Annotated in this window: 16 protein-coding genes; 10 read left to right on the top strand and 6 right to left on the bottom strand. The window is 41.7% G+C overall.

Annotated elements, in window-relative coordinates:
* Positions 1–45 precede the first annotated feature (45 nt).
* Complete coding sequence (locus ABIC84_RS19390; protein WP_429264596.1) at positions 46–984, bottom strand: sugar phosphate isomerase/epimerase family protein; 939 nt, start codon at positions 982–984, stop codon at positions 46–48.
* 142 nt (positions 985–1,126) lie between these two features.
* On the opposite strand from ABIC84_RS19390, the gene ABIC84_RS19385 reads away from it, so the two are divergent.
* From ABIC84_RS19385 to ABIC84_RS19360, 6 genes are all read left to right on the top strand, one after another.
* Positions 1,127–1,522 carry a hypothetical protein gene (locus ABIC84_RS19385; protein WP_429264595.1) on the top strand — a complete coding sequence of 132 codons (396 nt, stop codon included), beginning with the start codon at positions 1,127–1,129 and terminating at the stop codon, positions 1,520–1,522.
* Positions 1,523–1,779: 257 nt separating this feature from the next.
* Positions 1,780–2,094, top strand: a complete 315-nt coding sequence (locus tag ABIC84_RS19380; RefSeq protein ID WP_426585754.1) for a hypothetical protein — start codon at positions 1,780–1,782, stop codon at positions 2,092–2,094.
* 103 nt (positions 2,095–2,197) lie between these two features.
* A complete protein-coding gene (locus ABIC84_RS19375) occupies positions 2,198–2,620 on the top strand; it encodes a secondary thiamine-phosphate synthase enzyme YjbQ (RefSeq protein ID WP_429264594.1) in 423 nt (140 codons plus the stop codon).
* A 167-nt stretch (positions 2,621–2,787) separates the two neighbouring features.
* Positions 2,788–3,489: an NUDIX hydrolase gene (locus ABIC84_RS19370; RefSeq protein WP_090533328.1), complete on the top strand. Its 702-nt coding sequence runs from the start codon at positions 2,788–2,790 to the stop codon at positions 3,487–3,489.
* Between the two features lie 197 nt (positions 3,490–3,686).
* Entirely contained in the window at positions 3,687–5,555 is a 1,869-nt protein-coding gene (locus ABIC84_RS19365; RefSeq protein ID WP_429264593.1) for a tetratricopeptide repeat-containing sensor histidine kinase, read from the top strand.
* A 106-nt stretch (positions 5,556–5,661) separates the two neighbouring features.
* Complete coding sequence (locus ABIC84_RS19360) at positions 5,662–6,534, top strand: creatininase family protein (protein WP_429264592.1); 873 nt, start codon at positions 5,662–5,664, stop codon at positions 6,532–6,534.
* 55 nt (positions 6,535–6,589) lie between these two features.
* Here the strand turns inward: ABIC84_RS19360 and ABIC84_RS19355 are convergent, their stop codons facing one another.
* The 4 genes from ABIC84_RS19355 to ABIC84_RS19340 all read right to left on the bottom strand — a co-directional run bounded on the left by ABIC84_RS19355 (position 6,590) and on the right by ABIC84_RS19340 (position 9,168).
* A complete protein-coding gene (locus ABIC84_RS19355) occupies positions 6,590–7,285 on the bottom strand; it encodes an ATP-dependent Clp protease proteolytic subunit (protein WP_426585745.1) in 696 nt (231 codons plus the stop codon).
* Between the two features lie 12 nt (positions 7,286–7,297).
* Positions 7,298–7,570, bottom strand: a complete 273-nt coding sequence (locus tag ABIC84_RS19350) for a hypothetical protein (protein WP_429264591.1) — start codon at positions 7,568–7,570, stop codon at positions 7,298–7,300.
* Complete coding sequence (locus ABIC84_RS19345; RefSeq protein ID WP_429264590.1) at positions 7,551–8,102, bottom strand: RNA polymerase sigma factor; 552 nt, start codon at positions 8,100–8,102, stop codon at positions 7,551–7,553. The genes ABIC84_RS19350 and ABIC84_RS19345 overlap by 20 nt, the downstream gene beginning before the upstream one ends.
* A gap of 190 nt (positions 8,103–8,292) precedes the next feature.
* Positions 8,293–9,168: an AraC family transcriptional regulator gene (locus ABIC84_RS19340; RefSeq protein ID WP_429264589.1), complete on the bottom strand. Its 876-nt coding sequence runs from the start codon at positions 9,166–9,168 to the stop codon at positions 8,293–8,295.
* Between the two features lie 133 nt (positions 9,169–9,301).
* Here ABIC84_RS19340 and ABIC84_RS19335 point away from each other — a divergent pair, with 133 nt between their 5' ends.
* Positions 9,302–10,570, top strand: a complete 1,269-nt coding sequence (locus ABIC84_RS19335; RefSeq protein WP_429264588.1) for an outer membrane beta-barrel protein — start codon at positions 9,302–9,304, stop codon at positions 10,568–10,570.
* A 284-nt stretch (positions 10,571–10,854) separates the two neighbouring features.
* On the opposite strand, the gene ABIC84_RS19330 is transcribed toward ABIC84_RS19335, so the two are convergent.
* Positions 10,855–13,704, bottom strand: a complete 2,850-nt coding sequence (locus ABIC84_RS19330) for a TonB-dependent receptor (protein WP_429264587.1) — start codon at positions 13,702–13,704, stop codon at positions 10,855–10,857.
* Positions 13,705–13,988: 284 nt separating this feature from the next.
* Here ABIC84_RS19330 and ABIC84_RS19325 point away from each other — a divergent pair, with 284 nt between their 5' ends.
* From ABIC84_RS19325 to ABIC84_RS19315, 3 genes are all read left to right on the top strand, one after another.
* The gene (locus ABIC84_RS19325; protein WP_426585735.1) at positions 13,989–15,059 is read left to right on the top strand and encodes a sensor histidine kinase; all 1,071 of its coding nucleotides are present in this window, start codon (positions 13,989–13,991) and stop codon (positions 15,057–15,059) included.
* Complete coding sequence (locus ABIC84_RS19320) at positions 15,056–15,799, top strand: LytR/AlgR family response regulator transcription factor (RefSeq protein WP_426585733.1); 744 nt, start codon at positions 15,056–15,058, stop codon at positions 15,797–15,799. Before ABIC84_RS19325 ends, ABIC84_RS19320 begins: the two co-directional genes overlap by 4 nt.
* A gap of 301 nt (positions 15,800–16,100) precedes the next feature.
* Complete coding sequence (locus ABIC84_RS19315; protein ID WP_090533309.1) at positions 16,101–17,519, top strand: ATP-binding protein; 1,419 nt, start codon at positions 16,101–16,103, stop codon at positions 17,517–17,519.
* The last annotated feature ends 25 nt before the right edge of the window (positions 17,520–17,544 follow it).

Below are 17,544 nucleotides of genomic sequence, written 5' to 3'. Positions count from 1 at the left end.
TACAAAACAAGAAGCATTCATATCACGGACAAACCATACAATAGTTTATGCCAGCGCATCGGCAGCAAATTGGCGGCAAATTTTCACCTCCTTTACCGCATCTGATCCTTCAGGGATTTTATACTCCAGCTCAATGGTGGCCGGGAATTTATAGTGATTATTTTTAAGCAGTTGCAATACTTCCTTTATTGGAGTATCGCCCTGCCCCCAGGGCTGGTTGGGACCGTCATAAAACTTACGATCTTTGATGTGCATGCTGGTTATACGGTCATGATATTTTTCAATAAAGGGAACCGGGCTACTGCTGGTACCTGCCACATAATGGCCAATATCCAAATTAATTCCGTTATACTTTGACTGGGCCAGAGCGGTGTCCCAAAGGGTTGGCGTTGCCTGGGTGTGGGCATGGTAGCCAACCATCATTTTATGTTTGGCGGCTATATCACCAAGGCGTTTGGTTTGAACCTCATCAGGCAACTCAACAGTTACCTGATTTACACCCAAAGCTTTCCCTGCATTAAAGGCATAATCAATTTCGGCATCGCTGTTTTTAGTACCGAGGGCATTAGGTTTCCAGGCATAAATATTGACCCCGGCATCATGGTACATCTTCCTGATCTCCTTAAATTTATCCATTGGAGCCAAGACACGCCATTCGGCTATCTTTTTTCCAAATGTAGCCCAGTCTTCGCCGGTTTCATGTTTAGGGGCGCCGGCATACATTTCGGCGGCATCGCCCATAAGTTCAATGGCGTTAATATTACAGACGATACAGTACTTCAGTAAATCTTCAATTGTGCCCGGCATGCTCCGGAATGAGTACGTGATCACGCCTATTTGTACACCGTTAATGCGCGAGTTGGGTTTATCGGCCCGCCTCGAACCCAGGCTTGCAAATGATGATCTTGAAAATGCTAAAAGCCCCGCCACGGCAAGTGCGCTGCTGCCAATAAACCTGCGCCTTGATAAGTCATGCTGTTTCATAATTTTATAGGAAATACATTGGTTTATACCAAAGTTATCAATTAATTGATGCCTGCAAATTGTGTATTGAAAGTGTTACTAACCGAAGCTAATTTGTAGCGTTTTGCCTGGTATTAACGTAAAGTATTATAAACCTTATGCTATGAAAAAGCTATTTTTATTTGGCATACTCGCCGTTTTGTCGGGCTGTAAAAAAGACGATACCCCTAATAATAATCAGTTGATTGGCAGCTGGGAGTACCGCGGCACCAGTTGTTACTGCGAACCTCCCAAAGATCTTAATTCGATAAAGGCAGGCAACGGCAACATTATTGTTTTTACTGCCAGTACCTACAAACGATTTAAAAAAGACACCCTGATAAACAGCGGCACTTACCGTACCCGTAAATATGACAATGCACATGAGCAGATCATGTATGACAATGATACCTCCAGCAACAGCATCAAATTTTTCAGGATAGAAGGCAAAATACTCACTTTCTACGGAACAGTTCCCCTTGCAGCAGACGGGCCGGAATCTCACTATGAGCGGTTATAATATTATGGTACAGGCCAGTGGAAGCACAACTGATATCCATCCGGATCAAGCAGATAAATGGCTTTCCAACCATAGCCTATAATTTGAGGTTGTTTAAGAGGCATGCCTTTACTTAGTAACCCTGCACGAAAACGAACAATAAATGTATCATAACGATGCAAATCGCCGCATTAAAAAATAAAGTAATCAATTGAATACCAACACTATAAATACATGGCACTTAATTTGAGTTCTTAATAGAGATTACTGTATATATCATGAGACACGGCAAGCAACTGGAAAGGCGTACTTTCAACCAGGACCGTTTTGAAATACTTATTAAACGGCAAAAAAACGGTATAGCCACCTTTAACGAGCTCACCGAACTGGATGAGATCGTAAACCGTGACCCTGAGATCCGTGAAATTGTTTTGGAAGAGATGCAGGATGCCGATACCCCAAAGCCTTCGGACGATGATCAAATTCAAATGCTTGAAAAACCGGTCAGGAAAAGTTTCATCGAAAAGATAAAGGCTTTCATTAATCGCCTGTTCGCAGCCGAAAGTGGTCTTAATCCTGCCATTGCTGCATAAGCAATGCAAACCTGCAAACAATTTTTAATTGCCACACCATTCAAAACAAAACGGAACAATCTTTATAGATATGTTTGCAACACTGTTATAAAGCAAACTGTTTATGAAAATATTTCAGCAAATCATTCAGCTTAGGGAGCGCAAAAGAGGTTTTCATCTCATCACGGCCGAAGTAATTAATGCCCTGCCTCAAATACACGAATTAAAAACCGGTATCTGCCAGGTATTTATCCAACATACTTCGGCATCATTAACCGTTAATGAAAATGCCGACCCAACCGTAAGGCAGGATTTTGAAATGTATTTCAGTAAAACCGTACCCGAAAACGACCCGGATTATTTACACGATGATGAAGGGCCTGATGATATGCCTGCCCACCTGAAAGCTGCGATGCTGGGCAGTTCGGTAACTATTCCTATCCGCAACGGAAGACTGGCTTTAGGCATGTGGCAGGGAATTTATTTGTGCGAGCATCGTAACCACGGCGGCAACCGCATGCTGGTAATATCGGCATGGGGCGAATAAATAATGAATAAGTGTCCATTATTATTGTAAAAAGCACAATTAATTTACACATTTGACTAACAATTGTAAATTAATGCTTTTTTAACGGGTGTAACACAGCAAATTTGCAAGCTTATATCGAATGTTATTCTATATTTGTTTTTACCATAAAATTATTACTGTTTTAAATGCTCAAGTACTCCAAGCAAACAAGGTTATTATTAGCTGTTGATTGTATCATTTTTGGCTTTGATGGCGAAGTTTTAAAGATCCTATTGATAAAAAGAGGCTTTCAACCCGAAAAGGGAAACTGGAGCCTGATGGGTGGCTTTGTTCAGCCAGATGAAAGTCTTGATCAAAGTGCCAACCGCATTTTAAAGCAATTAACCGGTTTGGAAGGCGTGTACCTTGAACAATTATATACTTTTGGGCAACCCCAGCGTGACCCTATTGAGCGTACAGTATCTGTAGCATACTTTGCACTGGTTGACATCCATAAATATGAAGCCCAGATCAGTGATGATTACCATGCCGAGTGGTTTCAGCTTAAACGTGCCCCCAAATTGATATTTGACCAGCAGGAAATGGTTGAGCAGGCCCGCAAACGCATCCGCTACAAAGCAGCTATGCACCCTATCCTGTTTGAGCTTTTGCCCACCAAGTTTACTATCCCGCAATTGCAAACTCTTTACGAAAGCGTGTTTAATACCACTATTGATAAACGTAATTTTAGTAAAAGAGTGCTGGCAACCGGTTTACTCATTAAACTGGCCGATAAGGATAAAGCAGGCTCAAAACGCGGTGCTTATTATTACCAGTTAAATATGCAAAACTATTATGCCAAGTTCCAGGCATTTATGAACTTTATTCCTAATCCCGATTCGTTATAACATTTTTCTGAATCGTTTTTTTATTTCACCTTTATGCCTATATTACCTGCAGAAGGTTTAATATTTTTGAATAACAGTCAAAACTAACTGTACCTGAGCCTATTTTATTTAACATTCTTCAACCATACCACTTTTTATCCGTATAATAGCTTTAGGCTATATCATGAACCGTTAGTCCGTTTTGCAAATATTAATTAATGAAAAAAAACGTAAGCTTTTTAGTATTACTGTTGCTTGCTGTATCTGAATGTTTCGGCCAATTCAGGGAGGTTAATAAACTAAAAAAAGACTTGCCCTTAACGCATGATAGCATACAGTATGTGAATACGCTTAACAGGCTGGGGATGCTTATGTATGAGCAAAATATCGACAGTGCTTTCAATTATGCTAAAAAGGCAAGAACTATAGCTGAACGGCTTGGCTATAAGGCTGGAAAGGCCGATGCACTAAATGTTATAGGCATTGTTTATGATCTTAAAGGCAATCTACAGCTTTCACTGCGCTATTATAACGAGGCTTATAACCTTTACAAAGAATTAAATGATACCTCAAACGTTGTACAGGGGTTAATGAACATTGGCCTTGTGTTTAACGAGAACAAGGAAGATAAAAAAGCGATAAACTTTTTTAAGCGGGCATTAAACATTGGTAAAACCCTGCAGCGCGACTCGATCGTGGCGTTGGTGCTGTGCAATTACCTGCTCCTATACCCCGAGCAAATCCCCAAAGATTCGGTTGAAGTTTACCTTGATAAAGCACGCGAAATTGGCACAAGGTATAAAGATAAACGTATGCTCGTTGAAGCAGACCAGGTACAGGGATTGCTATACCTTCAAAGCAACAAGCGTGAACAAGGTGTGGCGCTTTTACAAAAAGCAGTAGATAATGGTTTGGCCATGGAGCTTTATTACCTGAGCCTTGATATAGTCATGAACCTTGGCGACTTGTACTTCGAAAATAATGTTCCCAAAGCTATTGAATACTACAAACAGGGACTTTTTATCGCCGAAAAAAGCGGCTATCACTATTATGAAAAAGTCTTCGGGAAAAAATTATATGATATTTATATTGCTCAAAATAATCTGCCCGAAGTACAGCGCTACAGTTCAAAATTGCTGAAACTATATGACGACGAGGAGAAGTACACTAATACAACAGGTTTTGATTATATTGATTATGCCCTGAAAGACCAGGAACTGGAAGCTATAACCATCCGGAGCCAAAACAGGCAGGTGCTTGCGATTGTACTTGGTGTTTTATTTGTGATAACCGCCATTACCGTAATATTTACTTACCGACTGTACAACCTGAAGAAAAAGCATGGCCAAACATTGGAAGAACTTAATCACACCGTACAGCTACGAAACGAAAAGCTGCAAATAGATCATGAATTCAACAACCGGCTGGTATCTATTCTTGCGCATGATTTCAGGCAGCCAATAGGTGCACTCAAAACACTGGCAACGGTACTTAAAGACGCCGATACTTTTACACGGGAAGAATTGATGGAATTGGTAGATACCATGGAGCATTCTTCAAATATTTCGCTGGAGATTTTTGAAAACATATTGCAATGGATCAAACAGCAATTGTCGGGCTTTAATTACAAAGCTGTTCCCCTGCCTTTAAAGGACCTTATAGATGAGGCAATACAACCATTTTACTTAATGGGTAAAGACCGCGGGCTTAGGTTCGTAATCAAAGTGGACCCGGCCATTGTTATTCATGCCGACAAAGAGCTGGTACAGTTTATCCACCGCAATTTTATACATAACGCCATTAAGTTTTCGCCAGATAATTCAACTATTACTATAGGTGCATCAAGCGATGACAACGATGTAACTGTTTGTGTACAGGACGAAGGAAAAGGTATTTCGCCCGATAAGCTAAAGTTGCTCTTTAATTTTAAAGCCAACATGCAGTACAGTAACGAAAAGGAAAAAGGCGCAGGCGTAGCGCTCATGATCTGTAAAGATTTTACCGAAAAAATGAATGGCCGGATCTGGGTTGAAAACGACAAGGAAAAAGGGGCTATTTTCTGCTACTCATTGCCCAATGTCCATTAACCTCTTCATTGTAATTTTTAAATTACCTATTGAAAAACAACATTTTAAGTTCGTAAATTTCAGTTCAAATACAGTTTGCTATAACCTGTTATTAAACCTATAATTTATGAAAACTTACTTATTACTGTTTGTAGCGCTGCTGCTTCCTGCTTATTCCTTTGCCCAGCAAATACCTGCGCGCTGGGACGAGCTTGTTGCCTCAGATTTTCCTGCTGCACTCGAAAAATCGTCGAAAACCTGCATCCTGCCCATTGGGATCCTGGAAAAACACGGCCCTCACTCCCCTTTAGGCACCGATCTGATCCATGTGCGTGAGTGGGCTGCCCATGCTGTTAAGTCGGAATATGCAGTTGTATTTCCCGATTATTTTTACGGGCAGATCAATGAGGCCCGTCATCAGCCCGGAACGTTTGCGCTGCCAAGCAAAGTGATCTGGGATTTACTGGAAGCTACCTGCGATGAAATTGCTCGAAACGGATTTGATAAAATAGTAATACTAAATGGCCATGGAGGTAACCCGGAGTTTATCCAGTTCTTTATGCAATCACTGCTGAACAAACGCCACAACTATGCTGTATATTTTTATGATCCGCACAGTGGCGACAAGGAGTATAATGACCAATATCGGAAAATGCACAAGTCGGCTATTGAAGGCGACCAGCACGCGGGTGAAAGCGAAACCGCATCAATGTTGTACTATCGCCCCGACCTGATGAAAATGGACCGGGCAGCATCACAATCGGGCGATAATCAACATCGTTTAAACCTGGCTAATATTTACACGCCTATATGGTGGTATGCCGCCTACCCTAACCACTATGCCGGTGAAGGAGCCAAAGCCACACCCGAATTCGGCAAATTTATAGCAGAGCATGAAATAGCCAGCTTTGTACAAGCGCTTAAAGCGATTAAGGCCGATACCAGTACCATCAAATTGCAAAATGAGTTTTTTGATAAGGTGGATGCATTGAATAAGTGATTTAAATAGCCAAACTTACGAAGCAATTAAACTTCGTAAGTCTTCAATATGCTAATCAATCCTCCTTCGCTCCCAAAACCTCGTCTATCATACCAAAAGCTTTCGCTTCTTTAGCTATCATCCAGTAGTCCCTGTCGGATACTTCATAAACCCTGTCATAGCTTTGCCCACTGTGTTTGGCTGTGATCTCATACAGTTCTCGCTTCATTTTAGAGATCTGCCGGGCAGCAATTTCAATGTCCGATTCCTGCCCCTGCGCTCCACCTGATGGCTGGTGCAACATTACCCGTGAATGCGGCAAGGCAGCCCGTTTGCCGTTGGCGCCGGCGCAAAGTAATGTCGAAGCCATTGAAGCGGCCATACCGGTACAGATAGTAGCCACATCAGGCGATATAAACTGCATGGTGTCATAAATCCCCAGTCCGGCATATACCGAACCACCCGGTGAATTGATATAGATCTGGATATCCTTTTTGGCGTCGGCCGATTGCAGGAAAAGCAATTGCGCCTGGATGATGTTAGCCACCTGTTCATCTATCGCAGTGCCCAGAAAAATAATCCTGTCCATCATCAGCCTCGAAAAAACATCCATTTGCGAGATGTTGAGCTGCCGCTCTTCCATAATATAGGGTGTCATGCCCATGCTTATTTTGCTGTTATTTACCTGCGCAATAAACCTGTCAACATGTAAACTTTGGACACGGCGATGCCCTACCGCATATCTGCGGAACTCATTTTGATTAATATTCATAAAATTTAATGTTTAGCGTTTACGGAACAAACGCATGATCTTTTGCCTGAAACCCGCATACTCAGGCAGGCTGAATAACTTTTGATGTACGGTTTCAATTTCGGCCTTAAGGCTGTTACGGCCATATTGCTGCACCAGGGCCAGAGTTTGTTTATGCCACATCACCTTATACGTAAGGCCAGGATTGATGATCAGTTTGGCCTCGAACAACAGTACCTCATCAGGTGCAGTTTGCCCAAGCACATGATCGTCAATTTCCTTGATCTCATTCAATGAAGTCCTCATAAGCCAGTGACTGTTCTTTAACTGTTTCCCTTACTTTTTCAATACATTTATACTTCTGCACAGTAGCCGATCGCTCGCCCGCGTAGCCAAACAAATCCGCGAGATCCTTCATGGGCAGCTTATGATAATAAAAAGCGCTTAGCAACTCCATGCATTTTTTACCGGCGGTTTCCAGGTATCTCATTAGTTTAACCCCCGATGGTTGATCTTCAGTTTCATCTGTAACATCAAAATCTTTAGTACAACTATCAAGCGGCAGGTTATGGCGGTCACCCTTAAACTTTTTGAACCAAAGATGTTTGGCAATACCCAACAGGTAAGCCTTTTCACTGTTGTGCAGGGACAGATCACTGTTCACTGCCTTTTCATAATAAATAACAAGGGCATCCTGAAAAATATCTTTCGCGTCATCAAAAGAACCGCCCATCTTACTTATATATTTAGCCACTGTTGGGAAAGCGCTTTGGTAAAGCTCCGTAATGAGTTTTTCCCTTCGGGCGGCCGGTTTATCAAAAACTATCTCATGTGTCATGATCAGTGCGTTTAATAGTAAGTGCGCAAAACGGGAGCTATATCACCGTGAATTTAGAAATTTATTTCCGGGAAAGGATAATAGAATTATTTTCATCCTTATTTATAGAAAAAAACACTAAGGGGCTGCTGCACTGTCATGAGCTGTTTTTTTAATACAATCAAAACCACTATTTTACGACAACAAAAAATTATGCCTTCTTCGTAAACTCCTTCTGATACATCAGCGGACTTTTGCCCGTTACCTGCTTAAAATGCTTGTGAAAAGTGGAGAAATTATTGAACCCACTATCGTAGCAAAGCTGTTTGATGTTGAGCTTGTTTTCAATCAGGAGTTTGCAGGCGTAACCCACTTTTATCTCGATTACAAACTGCGAGTAGGTTTTACGGGTTTTTGATTTAAAGTACCTGCAAAACGAGTTCGCGCTCACGCCGGCGATATCGGCAATTTCTTCCAGGTAGATCTTTTTGCGGAAGTTACGTACCGAGTACTCATAAATGTTATTGAGCCTGTCGCTTTCCGATTCGTTATGATCGTATTTGAAGCCAATTGAAGTTAGATAGTTAAGCGGTGAGCTGCCTGCTATGGTGTTCAATGCTTTAAGCAGCATGATGATCCTTTCGGCTCCATCGGTATTGAGCATAGTGGCTAAAATAGAGGCCACCTGCTTTTTTATTTCACCTGTTATTTGCAAGCCACGTTTTGAACGTTCAAGCAGTACTTTTATTAGCTTATTTTCCGGGAGCTGAAGAAACTGATCTCCCCAAAAGTTTTCGCAAAAATGTACCACGATGGTATCAACCGGCACCTGTTCGTTGCCATTATTAAAGTACATGTCGTCAAAGCGCCAGTAATGAGGCAGGTTTGATCCAACCAATACCATATCGCCGTCTTCAAACTGTTTAATGCTATCGCCTATAAACTGCGTTCCGCCACCTTTGATGAAATAAATCAGCTCCAGTTCGGGGTGGCAATGCCAGCGGTTATTGATATCCGGTAATACATCATGCCTTACGCTAAAGGAATGCGCAGGATCGGCAGAAACTTTAAGTAAAAGCGGCTTCATTCAGTTTTATTTACAAATAAATGGCTAAATGTAATTAAAAAATGTAAAAAAAGCTTATTTTTTAGAAAAGTGTATAATTTGTTCTTTTTTTAACATTATCTTCAACTACCAATTAAACCCGAACCAATTTGCAATGAAACCTAAGTGTATTTTAATTTCACTATTAATCTTATTTTCATTTTTTTCAAAGGCTCAAACCCACTACAAGCCCGGCTATGTTATTACTATTAACGGCCAAACCATCCGGGGGTTTATTAACGAAAAAGAGTGGGATGCCAACCCGACAGTTATCAATTTCAAAACCACGTTAAACGAGGCCGAAGTAAAAAACTTTACGCCCAATGATATCACCTATTTTGAAATCATCAACTCGGTAGCGTATCAGCGTTACAGTGGTTTTGTTAGTACTGATGAAACAAATATTTCAAAATTGTCGCGCGGCCGCGATTCAAGTAAAAAGCAGGATATTATATTCTTGAAACTGCAGCAAAAAGGGCCTAACGTTTCTCTTTATTCCTATAACGATGCAATTAAAATGCGGTATTTTATAGCCGACAATAAGGCCGGCACAACCTTTGAGTTGTTATTTAAACAATATTTTATTCCCGACATGGGGCCTGTTACCCACATCGAAAATGAATTTATACCCCAGTTATATGATCTGGGCACAAAATATAACCCTTCATCGACAGAGTTAAAACAAGAAATTGAACAGGCCAGCTATAAAACTCCTGTTTTAAGGAAAATATCACAAATGATAAACGACATGCCTGTAGACAATACGCACTACGAAACACTATCATCCTTTGATTTCTTTATTGGCGCAGGCGTATCTGGCAGTAAATTTAAATTCGGGGGCGAATTACCGTTTCGAAATGCTACCGACAGTAAAACAACGTATGGCCCAACATTTTCGGCAGGCGTTAACTTTTACACAAATGCCAAAATTGGCCGGGCCGTGTTCAGAGCTGAACTGATGTATTGGACAAGCTCTAACGAAACAATGGCCGATCTTTATTATGGTCAACCTGATAAGCCCAAAATAAAATATCATTTTGATCAGCGTAATATAACTGCATATCCGCAATTTATTTATTACTTATACAACAATAATGCAGTAAAATTTTATGGAGGTATAGGCATAACTGTAAGTTTTGCCAAATACACTCAGGTAATCAGTTCGACAAGCACATCGGCCTCAAATAATAACTTGTTATCGTTCGATAAAAATTGGCTGGGATTTCCGATAAGAACCGGTTTAATCATCAACAAAGCATTTGAGATCAATGCTTCTTATGCAATTCCTGCAACGATAAATAGCGGCGATAAAACATCGGGAAATTATTCAATTAAACAGGGCAGCTTTAAGGCGGGAATAAATTATCATTTTTTAATTAATTAAAAGATGATGTATTAACTATTTAATTGCCGTTAATAATTCATAATATTAATAAGAGCGTAAAGAAAATAAGCAATATTTAATTGAAATCTTAAATATCATAAAACCCCGAGCGGTGCATTAACGTATAATTAATAAAAAAGGGGCGTTCCGTATCTCACCTCGGAACGCCCTGCAGTTATTTGATGATAACATCAACTAAATCTCAGATCATCACGTTTTTGATCTGAACTCTCCATCTTTCTCAGGGATGGGAAGGTTTTTAATATTTTGAACCTTGCCGTTCATTAAAACGGTGGCGGTCCGCCGGGGCCGCCGCCAGGAGGTGGACCACCTGGTCCGCCACGTTCCATCGTTGGTCTTTTGCCGGCAAATTTTTGCAACTTAAGTGTAAAGGTTAACAGGTAGTAACGACCCAAACGGTTACTGTTGGTTTGAGTGATGTAGCTGCCGTTTTGAGTGGTTGTATAACCGGTGTTTTCATTAAACACATCCATTACCGAAAAACGCAGGGTACCGGCATTGCCTTTTAAAAAGCGGCGCTCCACGTAAGTATTCAAAATATTAGGATTGGTAGCACCGGTATAGCCGTAATAAATCATTTTTGAATAATCATAGCTCAGCGTCCAGTCTTTAAAATAGCTTTTGCCGTTAAGGCCAAGGTTAAGGGTTTGGAAATTGCTGTTAACGTTTGCCTGTTTGATGGAGTTGCTTGAGGTATTAACGCTATAGGTAGTGCTTGCTTCGGCATCAATAACGTCGGTGATGCTTACCCTAAAGCGTGCGCCTTGAGATAATACCAGGTTTTTGGCTATATTCTTTTCGGTTGTCATGTTATAGGTAGCAGAGTCAACGTTACTAATATATGAGACGTTGTTATTGTACGAAATGTTACCGATCATGAATAAATTATATTTTCTTTTTTGCCATGGCTTGGCGAACACGTAAAATCCCTGTGCCGAATAATAGCCATCGGCATTTAAATATTGGGTTAAGATACTTCCCGCAAGTTTACTGTTTGGTGCATAATTTCTGGGGTAGGTAATGGTGTTGGCTACTATCTTATTATCTGTTTTAATGAACGACAGGTTACTGAAAAACACGTTCCCGCTTTCAAAATTGAACTTATTGTATTTTAACGATAAGGTATTATTAAACTCCGGCTTCAGATCAGGGTTACCTTGTACCGGGTATGATGCATTACTGAAATCGGTAACCGGCTGTAATTCCGTATAAGTAGGCTGATTGCTGCTGCCGTTATAATTTAAACTAAGCGATTGGCTGCGCGAAAAGTTATAAATGAACCTTGCAGTAGGCGCCCAGTTAAACGTATTGTTATTAGTAGTAAATGGTGTGCCATCAACTATCGACGATCCTTTTAATAGCGTAGGTTGCGCTACCAGGCCCAGGGTATAATTGTATTTTTTGTCGATAAAACGATAGTTAAGCCCGAACCTGTTGGTAACAAAGGTCGAATTATAGTTATTGCTTAACAAATCGTATCGGTTGATATTTCCATCATCGGCCAGGGTATCGGTGGCCCTGTCAGCAGTGGTGTAGGAGTAATGGTAAGCGTAGTTAAGCTCCAGGTATCCTTTTTTGCTGATAGGTTCCATGTATGATACTGTAGTCCCCACACTATCGGTACGGCTATCGGTATTGATGAACTGGTTTAAAGGTGCGTTGCGGGCACCATCAATGTAGGTGTAAACCGGGTTTTGATATTTATTAATGGTATAACTTCCTGCGCCTACATTTACACTGAAGTTGCGTCCATGAGTATTAAACTTGTGATTAAACAACACATTAACACCATAGTTGGGCTCGGTTGATTTACTAAGGTTTGCGAGACTGTAGTTGGATACCGTTTCCGAATTTCTGAGTAGCAAACTGGTTGCATCAGATGTGGTGTTGGTGCTGGCGTAAGCATATGTTGGGGTAATCTTCACATAGTTTACCGTATCGGGCTTGTATTCGATGTTGAAATTTATCCGGTGGTTCAGCTTTTCGTCCTGCTGGTTATTGGTTTGCGTATTAGTGCTCGGGTTGGTTGACGACAGGTTATTTTGAATAGTGCTGCTGATGGTATTCACCGAATTATCAGCAAAGCTGTAACTGCCATAAGCGGTAATTTTTTTGCCCCAGCTATCGCGATAATTGAACCCGAACGAACGTGCTGTAGTGATCCCGTTTGATGAGCTACTGTTTGATCCCGGAGGGCCACCCGGTCCGCCACCTCTTGGACCACCACCTCCAAAACTAAACAGATTGGTATTGGTGTTGTTAAGGTTACCCAAAAAAGCCAGCTGTCTGTTGCCATTAAAGCTAAACACATTGGCCGAAGCCACATGCCTGTTGCTCTCCTTATCGCTTGAGACACCGGGAATAGCATCCCGCCCGCCGCCTATGCTGGCCTGCCCAAAGTAACCATAGTTTTTATTTTGCTTAATAGTTATGTTCAGTACCTTATCCGGTTCGCCGGTTTTTACACCGGTAAGATTTGCCTGATCGCCATAATCATCTATGATCTGGATATTTTGTACGATATCTGCAGGCAGGTTTTTTGTAGCTGTTTTAACGTCGCCTCCAAAAAAATCTTTCCCATTTACCCTTACTTTGGTAACGCTTTTGCCTTGAGCGGTGATATTGCCGTCCTTATCCACATCCATGCCCGGCAGCTTTTTAATCACATCTTCAACAGGGGCATTATCGCGCACCTTATAGGCATCGGCATTAAATTCAATAGTATCTTCCTTAAGCTTTACCGGGTTCACATCCGCAATAATTACGGTTTTTAACATCGTAGTTTCTATTTTCAGGATAACCGGCGGCAAATTAGCCGGCTTATTATCATTAGCCAACACAAACCTGCGCCTGAGTGGTTCATAACCTATCGAGCTAAAAACTAAACTAAACTGGCTTACTGCCACATTGTTAAATGTAAAGGTACCATCGGCACCCGTAATAACGGTAGTGCTGTCGGTACCGGTAAGCATTTTTACGCTCGTACCCGCAACCACGTAACCGGTAGAGTCTTTTACGACACCTTTAACCGTACGGCCAGGGTCGGCTTTTGCGTTAAACGGTTTGATAAACGCTAAGGCAATAATTACTGCCAAGGAGTATAGGATTTTCATTTTATGCTGATTAACAGCCCCAAAACAATAGCATTATTTTTAGTGAAAAAAACGGAATAGACGGGCGTTGTTTATGTATAGACGGGATACAGCTTTTTGCCTATAAACGCGGACTGTTACCCTACGAAAGGTTAATAGAAGTCTTTAAAGATCAGATCAAAGCGCTCATCGGTGATTTTTGCCTCCCGGGCGATTATAATTGTCTTATAGTCTTATTGATTTGTAATATTGCTGAATTATATCTGTAAATTTATTTGTAGTGCACCGTGTTGTAAACCCGTTCAATGAGCCTTAAATCAAAAAGCAATACCGTTACCGTCTTCATTCATATCTTAATATGGGTAGTTTTTGGACTGCTGTTGTTCTTCTATCAGCCGCTTACCTGGAATGTTGAATTTCCGTACCAGTTCTGGATCAAACAGGCGGTTACCCTTTTTATACTGGTTGCTGCCTATTACTTCAACAGCAAATTACTGGTTCCGCGATTTTTATTGCATGACCGTATAGGGATGTACTTTATAGTTGTTGTGGGAGTGATAATTGTTTTTTTGCTACTCAATAGCTGGGCCGATAAGGTGCTGCATATGCATGAGCATATGGAAGCCGTTTTTCACCGGCAGCACCGTCCGCCAAAACCAAGGGACCGCGGGGGCTGGGATTTTTTTGGCACTGTTATAGTGGCCCTGGTTTTAGGTATCAGTACCAGTATTACGGCAATACAAAAATGGCAGATGGATATCCGCCTGCGCCAGGCACTGGAACAGGATAAGATCAGCTCGGAATTATCTTTTCTGAAAGCCCAGATCAACCCGCATTTCTTTTTCAATACGCTCAATAACATTTATGCGCTTACCCATGTTAACGCCGAAACATCGCGCAAGGCGCTACACCAGCTTTCGCGCATGATGCGATATGTGTTATACGATACACAACATGGCACTGCATTATTAAGCCAGGAGATAGCTTTCATTAAAGACTATATCAGCCTTATGGAACTGCGCCTTACCCAAAAAGTAACCGTTAGCTTTACTCCGCCTGCACACACTAATGATGTAACCGTGGCCCCAATGATTTTTTTACCTTTTGTAGAAAACGCCTTTAAACACGGCATCAGCGCTACAGAGCCGAGTGCTATCCGCATCATTATCGATCAGCATGATAACCAGTTGGAGTTAAAGGTAGAGAATGGCATCTATAAAGATCATAATCCGAGCATTGGCGAAAATAAAGGTATCGGCCTAACAAATACCATCCGCCGGCTTGATTTGCTCTATGCAGGAAAATATAAACTGGATATTACTGAGGATGTAACCGCCAATATCTATACTGTTCACTTAATCCTTAACCTGTCATGATACTTAACTGCATAGCTGTTGATGATGAGCCGCTTGCGCTAGGCCTGGTTTGTGCTTTTATCGAACAAACCCCTTTCCTGAAACTCATCGGCCGTTACAGCAGTGCCGTTGAGGCACTTGTCGGCTTACAGGATCAAAAGGTTGACCTTATTTTCCTGGACATCCAAATGCCTAACCTTAATGGCATGGAGTTGGCCCGGGTGGTTGACAGTCGCGGATCAAATAAACCCCGCATTATTTTCACCACCGCCTACAACCAGTTTGCTATTGAAGGCTACCGGGTTGATGCCCTCGATTACCTGCTCAAACCCTTTAACTACGAAGAATTTTTGCATGCTTCAAACAAAGCCCTAACTTATTTTGAACTGGTGAACCGCTCGAACAGCCCTGCAACCGTAATTGCCGCTGAACCCGAAGAGGAAGAGTACTTGTTTTTAAAGATAGAATACCAGTTAGTAAGGATCGCTCTTAATGACATCTTGTACATTGAAGGTTTGAAAGATTATGTAAAAATCTATCTTCAGGATAAGGAAAAACCATTGCTTTCCCTCACCAGTTTAAAAGCTTTGGAAGAAAAACTGCCATCCAAACGTTTTATGCGTGTACATCGTTCATTCATTGTATCGCTCAATAAAATCAACTCCATTACCCGCAACGCTTTACAGATAGGTAAAGTGAACATTACCGTTGGGGATCAGTATAAAGAAGCCTTCGGGGTATTTTTGAGCAAATGGAATTGAACCCGGATTTATAGGATTTTCCTGATTACTGGATTTTTGAATGCTGCCTGAAGATTAACCGAGCCATTCGATATTCTGCCCCTGCGATCGTGTCTCCACGATCGCCTTCAAAGCCATCAACTTTCCATATTAACAAAGCGTTTCGTGAGGACACGAATCCCGGGAATCCAATAATCCCCTAAATCCCGGTTCAGACAAAATCCTGGTACAGACAAACAAAATCCATCCTGCACAGGTTCACCTAATTGCAATTTTTTGCCTCATTTTTACATCATTAAATAATATTCCCTACTTTTAAATTATGCAAAAGGTAAGTGAACTACAGGTAAGCGTATCAGACTTAAAAGCTTTTGAAGCTTTGGCCAATATACCCGACGATCAGCTGCAATGGCTGATTGATAAAAGTGAGATCTTAACATTTGAAGATGGTGAATACCTAATGGAGCCGGGTCAGGATCTTACAGGCCCGCATTTTATAATAGAAGGCAACATGCGCTTCTTTATGATGCAGCAGGGTTCGCGTCGCGATTATACCATGGTTGAAAAAGGAAGTATCACCGGTTATATGCCCTATTCCCGCGGCCTTATAGCCAAAGGCTATGCCCAGGCTGTTGGCGAACTGACGGTATTGAGTTACCCTACAGCCGAAATCATGGAAATGATCCGGAACCATTTTGAGCTTACGCAGGCGCTGGTACATATCATGACTACCCGCGTGCGCGATTTTACCGCCATGCAGCAGCAAAATGATAAAATGATGGCTTTAGGTAAGCTATCTGCCGGTTTAGCGCATGAGCTTAATAACCCGGCATCGGCCATTGTGCGCGACTCGTTATCATTAAGAAAACATCTGCGTATGGTGCCTGCCCATCTGAAAAATATGTTTGCCATAAGGGCGAGTGATGAGCAGGTTGATGGTTTGACCGACGAACTGTTTAGGATCCTGAATAAAAAGGAATGCTATACCCGCCTTACACTAAAACAGCGTACCCAGCTTGAAGACGAAATATCAGAATGGCTGGAAGATAACGGTGTTGAGGATGCCTATGATATAGCCGAAAGTTTTGTTGACTTTAGCTTTACTACCGAAAATCTGGAGGCGCTAAAATCGCACATTCCAGAACATGCGGTACCCATCATTATGGGCTGGCTTAGTGCCAAGCTTATGGGCGAAAAGATGATTGAAGATATCCAGGAATCGGCACGACGTATTGCCGAATTGGTAAGTTCCGTTAAAACGTTTACCCACATGGACCGCGCGCAAGATAAGCAGTATGCCGATATCCACGTAGGGATCCGTAACACGATTACCATGCTGGGGTACAAGATCAGGAAGGAAAATATTACCGTAATTGAAGAGTTTGATGAAACCCTGCCCGAAGTGAAAGCGCTTATCGGCGAACTTAACCAGGTTTGGACCAACCTGGTTGATAATGCCCTTGATGCCATGGAAATAAATGAGAGAGGCACACTTACCATCCGCACAAAAAAAGATAACGACTTTGTTGAAGTAAGAATCATTGATGATGGGCCCGGCATACCCGAAGATAATATCAGCCAGATCTACGATCCGTTCTTCACCACAAAAGAAATGGGCAAAGGTACCGGTATGGGCCTTGAAGTGGTGCAGCGTATTGTGAAGCAGCACCGCGGTTCAATAAAGGTAAAATCAAGACCCGGGCATACGGAGTTTATAGTTTGCTTCCCGATAAATGGTTAGCAAAAAACTGATTTTACCAAAAATA

The sequence above is a fragment of the Mucilaginibacter sp. 3215 genome, assembly GCF_050433785.1.
Classification (GTDB): domain Bacteria; phylum Bacteroidota; class Bacteroidia; order Sphingobacteriales; family Sphingobacteriaceae; genus Mucilaginibacter.
This window is presented reverse-complemented; position numbering and strand designations above follow the sequence as displayed.

Bases quoted from the DNA above. Each gene is read 5' to 3' on its own strand.
- ABIC84_RS19390 (WP_429264596.1), bottom strand. From the start codon at position 984: ATGAAACAGCATGACTTATCAAGGCGCAGGTTTATTGGCAGCAGCGCA.
- ABIC84_RS19385 (WP_429264595.1), top strand. From the start codon at position 1,127: ATGAAAAAGCTATTTTTATTTGGCATACTCGCCGTTTTGTCGGGCTGT.
- ABIC84_RS19380 (WP_426585754.1), top strand. From the start codon at position 1,780: ATGAGACACGGCAAGCAACTGGAAAGGCGTACTTTCAACCAGGACCGT.
- ABIC84_RS19375 (WP_429264594.1), top strand. From the start codon at position 2,198: ATGAAAATATTTCAGCAAATCATTCAGCTTAGGGAGCGCAAAAGAGGT.
- ABIC84_RS19370 (WP_090533328.1), top strand. From the start codon at position 2,788: ATGCTCAAGTACTCCAAGCAAACAAGGTTATTATTAGCTGTTGATTGT.
- ABIC84_RS19365 (WP_429264593.1), top strand. From the start codon at position 3,687: ATGAAAAAAAACGTAAGCTTTTTAGTATTACTGTTGCTTGCTGTATCT.
- ABIC84_RS19360 (WP_429264592.1), top strand. From the start codon at position 5,662: ATGAAAACTTACTTATTACTGTTTGTAGCGCTGCTGCTTCCTGCTTAT.
- ABIC84_RS19355 (WP_426585745.1), bottom strand. From the start codon at position 7,285: ATGAATATTAATCAAAATGAGTTCCGCAGATATGCGGTAGGGCATCGC.
- ABIC84_RS19350 (WP_429264591.1), bottom strand. From the start codon at position 7,570: ATGAGGACTTCATTGAATGAGATCAAGGAAATTGACGATCATGTGCTT.
- ABIC84_RS19345 (WP_429264590.1), bottom strand. From the start codon at position 8,102: ATGACACATGAGATAGTTTTTGATAAACCGGCCGCCCGAAGGGAAAAA.
- ABIC84_RS19340 (WP_429264589.1), bottom strand. From the start codon at position 9,168: ATGAAGCCGCTTTTACTTAAAGTTTCTGCCGATCCTGCGCATTCCTTT.
- ABIC84_RS19335 (WP_429264588.1), top strand. From the start codon at position 9,302: ATGAAACCTAAGTGTATTTTAATTTCACTATTAATCTTATTTTCATTT.
- ABIC84_RS19330 (WP_429264587.1), bottom strand. From the start codon at position 13,704: ATGAAAATCCTATACTCCTTGGCAGTAATTATTGCCTTAGCGTTTATC.
- ABIC84_RS19325 (WP_426585735.1), top strand. From the start codon at position 13,989: ATGAGCCTTAAATCAAAAAGCAATACCGTTACCGTCTTCATTCATATC.
- ABIC84_RS19320 (WP_426585733.1), top strand. From the start codon at position 15,056: ATGATACTTAACTGCATAGCTGTTGATGATGAGCCGCTTGCGCTAGGC.
- ABIC84_RS19315 (WP_090533309.1), top strand. From the start codon at position 16,101: ATGCAAAAGGTAAGTGAACTACAGGTAAGCGTATCAGACTTAAAAGCT.